Source organism: Iodidimonas sp. SYSU 1G8 (genome assembly GCF_039655775.1).
Lineage (GTDB): Bacteria > Pseudomonadota > Alphaproteobacteria > SMXS01 > SMXS01 > RI-34.
Window position 1 is genome coordinate 730,534 of the sequence record NZ_JBBYXJ010000001.1, and the last position, 11,779, is coordinate 742,312.

Consider the following 11,779-nt stretch of genomic DNA (forward strand, 5'->3'; position numbering starts at 1 on the left):
GGTTGGGGGGCTTTTACACCAAGTGGGTTGCTGGTGCCATACCGTTATTTGGCCGGTTTTTCAGCGACCGCCGACGAGGGAACTGCACCCAGCCCCAGATGCTCCTGCAGGAAGGAATCCATGGCCTGAAAGAAGGCGAGACGGTGTCTTTCGTGTGTCAGATAGTGGTCGCCATCCTTCAGCTCAAGTTCCACCACCTGTTTGCCGGCCCGTTTCAGAGCCGCGACCATCGCGGTTCCCTGGTCGTAACGGACACTGAGATCCTTGGTGCTGTAGGCGATCAGGATGGGCGCCGTCACCTTGTCGGCATGATGGACCGGCGAGACCGACTTCGGATCCTCCTGAGACAGGTAGTCGCGAGTCATCATGAAACCCGCGTAGTTGCGTTCATCGTTGATCATGCCCTGGATATCGGAAACGCCATTGAGCGACACGGCGCAGCGATAGAGCTCGGGCGTGCTGACGGCGCCCTGCAGGGCGACGTAGCCGCCATAGCTGGCGCCGACGACGCAGACGCGTGCCGGATCGGCGACGCCCTGCCCGACCGCCCACAGGACGCCATCGCTGACATCGTCCTGCATGGCCTTGCCCCATTCGTGCTCCCCGGACTTCTCGAACGCCTCGCCATAGCCCGTCGATCCGCGAAAGTTCATCTGCAGCACCGCCCAGCCGCGGCTGACGAAGTACTGGACCCAGTAGTCATAGCTCATGCTGTCACGGCTGGCGGGGCCGCCATGGGGGTGGACAATCATGGGCAGGTTCTTCGCCTCGGCCCCCTTGGGCAAGGTCAGATAGCCGTCGATATCCAGCCCGTCGCGGGCCTTGTAGCTGATCGGACGCGTCTCCGAGAGCGTCATGCCCGCCAGTTGCGGAAAGGCGCTGCCCAGGTTGGCATACACATTCTTTCCCATATCGAAGTAATGGTATTCGGTCGGGCTCGAGACATTGCCGGTCTGCGCGATCAGCTTGGTGCCATCCAGGCTGCGGCTGACCACCAGGCCACTGCGTCCCGGGAAAACCCGCCCGAGCGCCTCATGATCCTCGCGCTCGGTTTCGTCGAAAAAGATGTGCCCCGGTTCGTCCGCAAGGTAGCTCACGCCAACCATTCGATCCGTGCCCGGCGCGAAACGGACGGCGCCCACATCGTATTTGTCATGGGAGAACACCGTGCCCACGATCTTGGCCGTCGTGATGTCGAAGCGGTAGACCGCCACCCGGCCCTGCTCGTTCGTGTCGGTGATCAGGACGATGTTGGGCTCTTCGGTAAAGCCGACGACTCCGAACGCGTCGCCTTCGAGATCTCGCGGATCGAACGTGGCGTGGGTCTTGAAATCTTCCTCGTCACTCTGCCGGAAGACCAGCCTGGCTTCCGGCTTGAGATACCCACTCGAGGCACGGCGCAGGCCATATCCCAGGCGGACGACGCCCTTCGCATCCATTGCCCAATACTGTATCCCGGCCAGGTCACGCATGACGCGGGAGCCCGTCGAGCCACCGGAAAGCGGGAACTTGTAGATGCCCGGGACGCCCGGATTGTCCCGGTCCAGCGCAACCAGGACCTCATCCCCCTTGACGGGAAGACGGCTGACGACCTGATCCTGAAACTGCGGGAAGTGGATCGGGGGATCCTTCGGATTGAAGTCTTTGTGACGGACCAGAATATCAAGCTTGCCGGTCTCGACATCGAAGACCGCCAGCCGGGTCTCCAGCGTCTGGATGCCATAGCGACGGGTGGTAAAGGCGAAGCTGATCAGTAGATAGCGATCGTTGGCCCATCTGAACCAACGCGGCTGATAGTCGCCATAGCGGGTGAACTTGACGTTCGCCGATCCATCCGTCGGGATCGCGGCCAATGCCGGTTCGCCGTCCAGAGAAATGATGGCCGCATACCGGCCGCCATCGGGAGACAACGCGATCGAGGTGTTGGCGCTGGGGCCGCCGATCATCGGCAGCTTGGCGAAATACTCCACCGGCAGCGGGTCCGGACCTTGGGCCTGCACCTGCGCACTAAGGGGCGCCGTCACCAGCGCGCATAGAATCAGTGTACGGACCGATAGCCGCATTATCGCTTTCCCCCAACGCCCTTGCGCCGGGAGAAAACGGAACCCAGGCGCCTATTTCTTGTACGCGGCTATGATCCCCAGAAAATCGTCGGCTTTCAAGCTTGCTCCGCCTACCAGAGCACCGTCTACATTCGCCACCGCCATGAGTTCAACGGCGTTCGATGGCTTGACGGAGCCGCCATACAGCAACCGGACGCCTTTTCCCTCGTCGCCCAGCTTCGACACCAGCGTCTCGCGGAGGAACGCGTGAACCTGCGCCACATCGTTCGCGGTCGGCGTGCGGCCGGTGCCGATGGCCCAGACGGGTTCATAGGCGACGACCGTATTCGCCGCCGTCGCGTCACCTGGAACTGATCCGGCGATCTGAGCGCCAACCACATCGAGGGTCTGGCCGGCCTCACGCTCGGCTTCGGTCTCGCCCACGCAGATGATCGCGGTCAGGCCCGCTCGCCAGGCAGCCTGGGCTTTCTCGGCCACCAAGGCGTCGGATTCGCCGTGATCCTGGCGACGTTCGGAATGACCGACGATCACGGCCTTTGCCCCCACGTCGGCCAGCATCTCGGCACTGACATCGCCCGTATGCGCGCCGCTCGCCTTCGGGTGGCAATCCTGCGCGCCGACCATGATCGGCCCTTGCGCGAGCACCCGCGCCAGAAAACCGACGAGCGGAAACGGAGGGCAGATCGCGACCTCGCAGTGGACGGCGCCAAGGGCGGCCAAACCCTCCACCATGCGCTTCGCCTCGTCGGCGCTGGCGACGCTGCCATTCATCTTCCAGTTGCCCGCGACGAGCGGCTTCGGTGCCTTGGTCATTGCTTAATCCCATTGCTGCGGAGTGCGCTTCCCGATAGCAGAGGCCCGCCACGGTTTCCAGCCCCGGCTTGCAGGTTGCGGGGGGTGCGCCGCGTGACTATGATGCGCGCCCAAATCCAGCCCGGCCCACGCCGGGCATCCGCACGTCCCGGGAGAGTTGCACCGATGCTGAACGCCATGCGCCGCGGCGCGAATTCCTGGATCATTCGCGGCCTGCTGATCCTGATCGTCGTCAGCTTCGTCATCGTCGGCGTTGAATCCGGACGCTTCGGCGGCCCAACGACCGTCGCCAGCGTGGGTGATGTGAGGGTCACGCCGGAGGAGTACGGGCGTGCCTTCCAGCTGGAGTTGAACTCGCGGTCCCAGGCCTCGGGCGAGCGCTATACCACCGAGCAGGCCGTGGCGGCTGGTCTCGACAAGCAGGTCATGGAACGCCTCGTGTTCGGCGCCGCGCTCGACAAGGCCGCCCAGGAACTGGGACTGCACATTTCCGACGCGCGCCTCGCCGAGCAGATCCATGAATTCCAGAGCTTCAAGGGCGTCGACGGCAAGTTCGACATGCAGGTCTATCGTCAGGCCCTGGCTCAGCAGCGGATGAGCGAACACGACTTCGAGCGCGAAACCAGGCACCTGATCCTGCGCGCCGACCTGATGGGCGCCCTGCGCAGCGGTATCCGGGTGCCCGAAGCCATCGTCCAGGCCATGTATGGCCACGCCAGTGAAGTGCGCTGGGCGCGTTACATCCGGGTGCCCTCGGCGGGAATGACCGTCCCGCAACCGACCGATGCTGACCTGAAGGCTTATTACGACGGCCACCAGCAGGTTTATTCGCTGCCGGAGTTCCGTGGTTTCAGCTTCATCGTGCTGAATAACGCCGAAATGGCGTCGAAGGTCGATGTCACCGAGGACATGATCGCGCAGGAGTACGCCGCCCGGAAGGACACCCTGTCCGAGCCGGAAAAGCGTGACCTGAAGCAGATCATCATCGCCGATGAGGCCGCGGCCAAGGCCGCGAAGGAGAAGATCGACGGCGGCGCCGACTTCCTGGCCGTCGCACGCGAGGCCGGCATTTCGCAGGCCGAAGCCGTGCAGCCCGGCGCCGACAAGGCCAAGCTCGCCTATCTGGGCGAGGAAGCCGCCAATCAGGCGTTCTCGCTCGAGGAAGGCGCTGTTGGCGCGCCGGTGAAGAGCAAGCTCGGCTGGGTCATTTTCAAGGTGGACGCGATCACGCCGGGCAAGACGGTCTCGCTGGAGGAAGCCAAGCCGCAGCTGACCAAGGATCTGGGCGAGCGTCTTGCCGCCCAGAAACTGGAAGAACTCGCGACCGAGGCGCGTAACAGGATCGCCGAGGGCGCCACCATCCAGGCGGTTGCCGAAGCACTCGGCCTGCCACTGCGGAAGGTCGAGGCCATGAACAACAAGGGCGAGGATGCGAATGGCGTGGCCGTTCCCAATGTCCCCGCGCCGCAGGGCTTCAAGGATTCGTTGTTTGCCAAGGTCGAGGGCGAATTCATCGATCTGGAAGACGACGGTGAGAACGGCTTCTTCATCCTGCAACTCGACAAGATCCGCCCGGCATCGGTCCAGCCTTTCGCCGAGATCAAGGAACTGGTTCGGGTCGACTGGACTCAGGACGCCCGCAACCAGGCCGCCCGCTCGATGGCCGAAAAGATCGCCGAGAAGGTTCGGGGCGGCGCCAGCATGGAAGCGGCCGCTCAGGAGGCGGGCACCAGCGTCGGCGTCACGCCGCCGGTGGCGCGTGGCAACGCGGCACGGCTCGCCAGCGAGTTCTCGCGCGAGTTGATCGAGGCCATCTACGCCGCCCCGAAAGACGGCGTGGTGCAAGGCGCTTCATCAAAAAACGACGGTTACTTCGTGGCTCAGGTCGCCGAAATCAGCCCGATGCCCGTCGACGAGACCACCGCCGACTACCGGCAGTTGCGCGACAGCCTCTACGTGGCCCAGCAGAACGACATGTATGCCCAGTTCCAGACCTATCTTTACAACACCTATTCGGTGACCCGGAATCCGGGTGTCGTCGACACCCTGATCGGCCAGCAGCAGCCGTGATGCGAGCGCGCCCGTTCATGCAGAACCCGGTGCAGGCATGACCGAGTTCCTCCCCGAGGCAGACGCCTTTCACGCCGCCTACCGCGCGGGAAAGCCGCAGGTCGTCTGGACGACGCTGGTGGCCGATCTGGAAACGCCGGTCTCGGCGTTTCTCAAGCTCACGCAAGGACGCGATCACGCCTTCCTGCTGGAATCGGTGGAAGGCGGCGCCATTCGCGGCCGCTATTCGATCATCGGTCTGATGCCCGATATCATCTGGCGCTGTCAGGGCGACAAGGCGCTGATCAACCGCCACGCCCTGACCGATCCGGAGGCGTTCGTTCCCGAGGCGCTCGATCCCCTAGGTTCCATGCGCGCCCTGATCGCCGAATCCCTCATCGACCTGCCCGACAGCCTGCCTCCGATGGCCGCGGGCCTGGTCGGCTACATGGGGTACGATATGGTGCGGCTGATGGAAAAGCTGCCGTCACCCAATCCCGACCCGCTGGGTCTGCCGGATGGCCTGTTCGTCCGGCCAACCCTGATGGCGGTGTTCGATTCCGTCAAGGACGTGGTCATGCTGGTCACGCCGGTACGTCCACAGCCCGACCTGAGCGCCGATGCCGCCTACAGCCGCGCGCAGGACAGGCTCTGGCTCGGCATTGACGCGCTGGACCGGGCGGTTCCTTCCGCACACAGCGCCAGCCTCGACGTGGTGGCATTGCCCGAGCCCGTCTCCAACACGCCGCAAGCCGACTATATGGGCATGGTGCGCAAGGCGCAGGAGTACATCGCCGCCGGCGACATCTTCCAGGTCGTGCTGTCGCAGCGCTTTTCACTGCCCTTCGATCTGCCGCCCTTCGCGCTGTATCGTGCGTTGCGGCGGACCAATCCGTCGCCCTACATGTACTACATGGATTTCGGCTGCTTTTCCGTCATTGGCTCCAGCCCCGAGATCCTGGTGCGCCTTCGCGACGGCGAGGTCACGATCCGGCCCATCGCCGGCACCAGGCCGCGCGGCGCCAACGCCGAGGAAGACAAGGCGCTCATGGAGAGCCTGCTCAGCGACCCCAAGGAGCTGTCCGAGCACCTGATGCTGCTGGATCTGGGCCGCAACGATGTTGGCCGTGTCGCGAAACCGGGGACCGTCGAGGTCACCGAGCAGAACACCATCGAGTACTATTCCCACGTCATGCACATCGTCTCCAACGTCCGGGGGCAGATCGATCCCGCCCATGACGGAATCGATGCGCTGTGCGGCGGCTTCCCCGCCGGCACCGTCTCGGGCGCGCCCAAGGTGCGGGCGATGGAGATCATCGACGAACTCGAAGTGGAAAAGCGCGGCGTCTATGGCGGCGGCGTCGGTTACTTCTCGGCCGGCGGCGCCATGGACACGGCCATCGTCCTGCGGACCGCCGTGGTCAAGGACGGAATCATGTACGTCCAGGCTGGCGCCGGCATCGTCGCCGACAGTGTCCCCGAGAGCGAGGATGCCGAGTGCCGGGCCAAGGCCCGCGCCCTGATCCGCGCCGCGCAGGAAGCCGTCCATTTCGCGGCCATGCCGGGCCGAGGGCAGTAAGCTCAGTCGGCCTCAGGTGTCGTGGCCAGCGCCGGCACGCCACCTGTTGCATCCAGTAGAGCTGTGATCGGCACCAGGGAAACGTCCTTCAGCGTCGGGATCCACGCCCGCAGCGCCGCGATGGTGGCCTCGTGCGGGTGGCCGATGATGATGGCGTGCCCCTTCTCGCGCGCCATGGCGGCGGCCTTGTCCAGTTGCTTGCGGACAGCCGCCTCGGTGGCGACGTTGTCGATGAAGATGTCGCGGCTGAGCGCCGGAACGCCGAAACGGGCCGCCGCGGCGCCGCCCTTGCTGTGCGGCGTGGTGCGGGAATCGAGAAACATCAGGCCCCGGCTCCTGGCCGCCTCCATCACCGCGCCCATGCCGGCCTGGTCAGCGGTGAACTTGCTGCCCATGTGGTTGTTGAAGCCGACATAACCGGTAAAGCTGTCCATGTTCGCCGCGATACGCTCGCCCAGCGCGCCGGGCGGCAGGCTGGTGAGCAGTGCCTGAGGGCCCGGATCATCCTTGTCGCTGTCCGGCTGCATGGGCAGATGAAGCATCACCTCATGCCCCATGGTGCGCGCCTTGTCCGCGAGTTTTTGAAGGTCGTCACCATAAGGCAGGAACGCCAGGGTCACCGTCGCCGGCAGCGAGATCGCATCGTTCGTCCGGGCGCGGTTCAGGCCCACATCATCGATCACCACAGCGATTCTTGGCTGGCCCTCGGGCACGGTCACCGCGGTCGCGTAGCGCTTCCACGCGGGCTCACCATCCACACTTGAAGGATCTGCCGGCGCCGTCCCCGTCGAAGTCTCGGGTCTGGCGCCAGACTGATCCGGCAGGCTCGCGATCAGGTCACCGATCGGGTCGGCGCCCGCCTGCTTTTCCGGCGGTAAGGTTTCCGCAGGCACCGGCTCGGCTGGTCCCGCGATATCCGAAGACTGCTTGGGCGCAGGCTCGGGCTCGTCGCTGCCAAGCATGACGACAATAACCACCACCACCGAGGCAGCCGTCATGGCGGCGGCGACGATCAGCGGCAGGTTGGAGCGATTGAGGGAAAAGCGGGACGAACGGCTCTTACGATTTCTCGACGACAATTTTCACCTTATGGACAGTGCACGTCGCAGCGACACCGCATGGCAACGGCAGGCATGTTTTGCCTGACATGAACGCCCCCTATCGCCTATATATGCGCGAACGCCCACGGAATCGACGGCAGATGTTCGTCCTCATCGATAACTACGACAGCTTTACCTACAACCTGTTCCACTATCTGGCGGAACTGGGCGCGGACATCGCCGTGCACCGCAACGACCTGATCACCGTGGCGGATGTCATCGCGCTTCGGCCCGAAGGCATTGTGCTCTCGCCCGGCCCGTGCACGCCCAACGAGGCCGGCATCTGCCTGGACCTTATCGCCGCCGCAGCCGGAAAGATTCCGCTGCTGGGCGTCTGCCTGGGTCACCAGGCCATCGCGCAGGCCTTTGGCGGCAAGGTAATCCGCGCGCCAAAGCTGATGCACGGCAAGGTCAGCGAGATATCCAATCATGGTCAGGGCATCTTCCGCGGGCTGCCCGCCCGGTTCCGTGCGACGCGCTATCATTCCCTGATCGCCGAACGGGAAAGCTTGCCCGATTGCCTGGAGATCACGGCGGAGACCGATGACGGGCTGATCATGGGCCTGCAGCACCGCCAGCACGAGATCCATGGCGTGCAATTCCATCCTGAAAGCATCGAGTCCGAGCACGGACACGACCTGCTGCGCAACTTCCTCGAGCGGGCCCGCACCCGCGACGCCGCCTGATGGCCGATATCAAGCCGTTTATCGCCCGGGTCGCGGCGGGCGAGACCCTGTCCCAGGACGACGCCTACGCGGTGTTCAGCGCGATGATGGACGGCGACGTCACGCCTGCCCAGATCGGCGCCTTCCTGATGGCGCTGCGCATTCACGGCGAGACCGTCGACGAGATCACCGGCGGCGCGCGCGTCATGCGCGAGAAGGCGCTGCGGATTCATGCACCGCCGGGCGCCATCGACACCTGCGGCACCGGCGGCGACGGCAGCGGCAGCTACAACATCTCCACCGCCGTCGCGCTGGTCGTGGCGGCGCTGGGCGTGCCGGTGGCCAAGCATGGCAATCGAGCCCTGTCGTCCAAATCCGGCTCGGCCGAGGTGCTCGCGCAGTTGGGGGTGAACATCGACGCGCCCCTGCCCGTGCTGGAGCAGTGCCTGAACACGGCCCATATCGCCTTCCTGATGGCACCCAAGCATCACACGGCCATGCGGCATGTGGGCCCGGTGCGCGTCGAACTGGGAATAAGAACCATCTTCAACCTGCTGGGACCATTGTCCAATCCCGCCGGCGCCAAATTCCAGCTGCTGGGCGTGTTCGACGGCAAGTGGGTCGTCCCCATGGCCGAGGTGCTGCGCAATCTGGGGTCGGAACGGGTCTGGGTCGTGCATGGCGAGGATGGCCTCGACGAGATCACCACCACCGCGCCGACCCGCGTCGCGGAACTGCGCGGCGGCCAGGTGCGTGAGTTCACCGTGACGCCAGAGGATGCCGGACTGCCGCGCGCCACCGCCGCCGATCTGAAGGGCGGCGATCCGGCTCACAACGCGGCGGCGCTGCGCGCTGTTTTGCGCGGCGAAACCGGCGCATACCGCGATATCGTGCTGCTAAACAGCGCCGCAGCGCTGGTGGTGGCGGGAAAGGCGCAGGATTTGCGCGGCGGCGTGGCTCTGGCCGCCGGCGCGCTGGACTCCGGCGCCGCGAACGCTACGCTGGAGCAACTCGCAACCCTTTCGAACGCCTCATGACCGACGTCCTCTCCAGAATCTGCGCCGACAAACGCGACCATGTGGCCGCCTGCAAGACACGCCGCCCGCTGTCGGCCATCGAGGCCGCCGCGCGGGATGCCTCGCCGACGCGGGGCTTCGCCGCCAGTCTGCGTAGCATGGTCGATGCGGATCGTTTTGGTCTCATCGCCGAGATCAAGAAGGCCAGCCCGTCCAAGGGATTGATCCGCCCCGACTTCGATCCGCCGGCCCTCGCCCGAGCCTATGAAGCGGGCGGCGCCACCTGCCTGTCCGTACTGACCGACGTGCCCTATTTCCAGGGCGACGACGCCTATCTGGTCGCGGCACGAGAGGCCGTCTCCCTGCCCGTCCTGCGCAAGGATTTCATGCTCGATCCCTACCAGGTGACCGAGGCCCGGGCGCTGGGCGCCGACTGCATCCTGCTGATCATGGCGGCCATCGACAACAAGCTGGCGCTCGAGTTGGCCGCAGCGGCCGCCGACTGGGACATGGACGTGCTCGTCGAGGTTCATGACGCCGATGAACTGGACCGTGCGTTGACCCTCGACCTGCCGCTGATCGGCATCAACAACCGCAACCTGAAGACCCTGACCGTGGATCTCCAGACCTCCCGCGACCTGGCGCCGCGCGTGCCCATCGATCGGATCGTCGTCGGCGAGAGCGGTATTTATAGCCACGATGAACTTGTCGATCTAAAGCACTACAATATCAGCTGTTTTCTTGTGGGAGAATCGCTGATGAAGCAGGCGGACGTGGCACACGCCACCGCGGCACTGCTCGGCACGGCCTGATGGCCGACTTCACCCATTTCGATCGTGACGGCAATGCCGTGATGGTCGACGTGTCCGGCAAGGCCGTCACGCAGCGGGTCGCTATCGCCCGCGGCCGTATCGTCATGCAGCCCGAAACCCTCGCCATGATCCGCGCCGGCGGGCACAGGAAGGGCGATGTCCTGGCGGTCGCTCAACTGGCCGGCATCATGGCGGCAAAGCGCACCGCCGATCTGGTGCCGCTCTGCCACCCGCTGGCGCTCGACAAGGTGACGGTCGATCTGACCCCCTCCGACACGGATTCCGCCGTCGAGATCGAGGCGACCGTAAAGGTGACCGGCAAGACCGGCGTGGAAATGGAAGCGTTGACAGCCGTTTCCGTCGCGGCGCTCACCGTCTACGACATGTGCAAGGCGGTCGATCGCGGCATGCGGATCGACGCGATCCGTCTGGTGCACAAATCGGGCGGCAAGTCGGGAATTTTCGAAGGAGACTAGGCCGGTGATTTCCGTCGAGGAGGCCCTTTCCCGCATCACCGACCAGTGCCGGCTGCTGCCGGCCGAGAGCGTCGGGCTCGGCGAAGCGGCGGGCCGGGTTCTAGCCCTGGACGCCGCGGCACGCCGCACCCAGCCGCCCTTCGATGTCTCGGCCATGGACGGATATGCCGTCCGCGCGGCCGACACCGCCAGCATCCCGGCCAGTTTGACCGTCGTCGGCCATGCGCCGGCCGGCGGATCGTTCGACGGCGTGATCGGCCCGGGACAGGCGGCCCGGATCTTCACCGGCGGTCCCGTGCCGAAAGGCGCCGATGCCGTGGTGCTGCAGGAAGATACCGAAGCGAGCGGCGACCGCGTCACGGTCCTTGAGGCATCCGAACCCGGAAAGCACATCCGGCGCGCCGGCATCGATTTCGCCGAAGGCGACGTGCTGCTGCGCGCCGGACGCATTCTGTCGCCGGCGGCCATTGGTCTCCTCGCCGCCATGAACACGCCCTGGGTGGATGTCCGACGCAAGCCGCGCATCGCGCTGCTGGCGACGGGCGACGAACTGGTCAGGCCCGGCGAGGCCATCGGCGTCAACCAGATCGTCAGCTCCAATTCGGTCGCCCTCAAAGCCCTTGTGGAGCAGCACGGCGCCATCGCCGTCGACCTCGGCATCGCCCGCGACGACGAGGCCTCGCTGAAGGCCTTGGCGGACGGCGCGCGCGGCGCGGACATTCTGGTGACCATCGGCGGCGCCTCCGTCGGCGAGCACGATCTGGTCAAGCGGGTGCTCGGCGATGTTGGTCTCGAAATCGATTTCTGGAAGATCGCCCTGCGCCCGGGCAAACCCCTGATCTTCGGACGGATGAACGACGCGCTGATGCTGGGCCTGCCGGGCAATCCCGTCTCCGCCATGGTCTGCGCGCTGCTGTTCCTCGTCCCCATGATCCGCACCATGCAGGGCATCGCGCCGGCAGAGCTGCCACGCGCCACCGCCGTGCTGGGCTGCGACCTGCCCGGCAACGGTGATCGCCGCGATTTCATGCGCGCCACGCTCGATCGGACCGGCGAAGGTCTCGTCGCCACGCCGTTCCGGAAGCAGGACAGCTCCATGATCTCGCTGTTCGCGAATGCGGGTGCCCTGGTCATCCGCCCGCCCCACGCCCCTCCGGCCAGTGCCGGCGACCCGGTGGAAATCCTTCAGTTGAGCGTGGGTTGAGC

10 protein-coding genes are annotated in these 11,779 nt (G+C 65.4%); 7 read left to right on the forward strand and 3 right to left on the reverse strand.

Annotation, left to right across the window (positions count from 1 at the left end; genetic code table 11):
* Positions 1-44: 44 nt before the first annotated feature.
* The gene (locus WJU17_RS03625; protein WP_346325974.1) at positions 45-2,063 is read right to left on the reverse strand and encodes a prolyl oligopeptidase family serine peptidase; all 2,019 of its coding nucleotides are present in this window, start codon (positions 2,061-2,063) and stop codon (positions 45-47) included.
* A 51-nt stretch (positions 2,064-2,114) separates the two neighbouring features.
* A complete protein-coding gene (tpiA, locus tag WJU17_RS03630) occupies positions 2,115-2,876 on the reverse strand; it encodes a triose-phosphate isomerase (protein WP_346325975.1) in 762 nt (253 codons plus the stop codon).
* 165 nt (positions 2,877-3,041) lie between these two features.
* Here tpiA and WJU17_RS03635 point away from each other — a divergent pair, with 165 nt between their 5' ends.
* Together WJU17_RS03635 and trpE are read left to right on the forward strand one after the other, a co-directional pair.
* Entirely contained in the window at positions 3,042-4,946 is a 1,905-nt protein-coding gene (locus WJU17_RS03635) for a SurA N-terminal domain-containing protein (RefSeq protein ID WP_346325976.1), read from the forward strand.
* Positions 4,947-4,983: 37 nt separating this feature from the next.
* Complete coding sequence (gene trpE, locus WJU17_RS03640; RefSeq protein WP_346325977.1) at positions 4,984-6,504, forward strand: anthranilate synthase component I; 1,521 nt, start codon at positions 4,984-4,986, stop codon at positions 6,502-6,504.
* 2 nt (positions 6,505-6,506) lie between these two features.
* On the opposite strand, the gene WJU17_RS03645 is transcribed toward trpE, so the two are convergent.
* Positions 6,507-7,583: a divergent polysaccharide deacetylase family protein gene (locus WJU17_RS03645; RefSeq protein ID WP_346325978.1), complete on the reverse strand. Its 1,077-nt coding sequence runs from the start codon at positions 7,581-7,583 to the stop codon at positions 6,507-6,509.
* A 122-nt stretch (positions 7,584-7,705) separates the two neighbouring features.
* On the opposite strand from WJU17_RS03645, the gene WJU17_RS03650 reads away from it, so the two are divergent.
* From WJU17_RS03650 to glp, 5 genes are read left to right on the forward strand one after another with little or no spacing between them, the layout of a single operon-like run.
* A complete protein-coding gene (locus WJU17_RS03650) occupies positions 7,706-8,290 on the forward strand; it encodes an aminodeoxychorismate/anthranilate synthase component II (RefSeq protein WP_346325979.1) in 585 nt (194 codons plus the stop codon).
* A complete protein-coding gene (gene trpD, locus WJU17_RS03655; protein WP_346325980.1) occupies positions 8,290-9,306 on the forward strand; it encodes an anthranilate phosphoribosyltransferase in 1,017 nt (338 codons plus the stop codon). Before WJU17_RS03650 ends, trpD begins: the two co-directional genes overlap by 1 nt.
* The gene (gene trpC, locus WJU17_RS03660; RefSeq protein WP_346325981.1) at positions 9,303-10,097 is read left to right on the forward strand and encodes an indole-3-glycerol phosphate synthase TrpC; all 795 of its coding nucleotides are present in this window, start codon (positions 9,303-9,305) and stop codon (positions 10,095-10,097) included. The genes trpD and trpC overlap by 4 nt, the downstream gene beginning before the upstream one ends.
* Positions 10,097-10,573, forward strand: a complete 477-nt coding sequence (gene moaC / locus WJU17_RS03665; protein WP_346325982.1) for a cyclic pyranopterin monophosphate synthase MoaC — start codon at positions 10,097-10,099, stop codon at positions 10,571-10,573. Before trpC ends, moaC begins: the two co-directional genes overlap by 1 nt.
* A 4-nt stretch (positions 10,574-10,577) precedes the next feature.
* The gene (gene glp / locus WJU17_RS03670) at positions 10,578-11,777 is read left to right on the forward strand and encodes a gephyrin-like molybdotransferase Glp (protein WP_346325983.1); all 1,200 of its coding nucleotides are present in this window, start codon (positions 10,578-10,580) and stop codon (positions 11,775-11,777) included.
* The last annotated feature ends 2 nt before the right edge of the window (positions 11,778-11,779 follow it).

Bases quoted from the DNA above. Each gene is read 5' to 3' on its own strand.
- WJU17_RS03625 (WP_346325974.1), bottom strand. From the start codon at position 2,063: ATGCGGCTATCGGTCCGTACACTGATTCTATGCGCGCTGGTGACGGCG.
- tpiA (WP_346325975.1), bottom strand. From the start codon at position 2,876: ATGACCAAGGCACCGAAGCCGCTCGTCGCGGGCAACTGGAAGATGAAT.
- WJU17_RS03635 (WP_346325976.1), top strand. From the start codon at position 3,042: ATGCTGAACGCCATGCGCCGCGGCGCGAATTCCTGGATCATTCGCGGC.
- trpE (WP_346325977.1), top strand. From the start codon at position 4,984: ATGACCGAGTTCCTCCCCGAGGCAGACGCCTTTCACGCCGCCTACCGC.
- WJU17_RS03650 (WP_346325979.1), top strand. From the start codon at position 7,706: ATGTTCGTCCTCATCGATAACTACGACAGCTTTACCTACAACCTGTTC.
- trpD (WP_346325980.1), top strand. From the start codon at position 8,290: ATGGCCGATATCAAGCCGTTTATCGCCCGGGTCGCGGCGGGCGAGACC.
- trpC (WP_346325981.1), top strand. From the start codon at position 9,303: ATGACCGACGTCCTCTCCAGAATCTGCGCCGACAAACGCGACCATGTG.
- moaC (WP_346325982.1), top strand. From the start codon at position 10,097: ATGGCCGACTTCACCCATTTCGATCGTGACGGCAATGCCGTGATGGTC.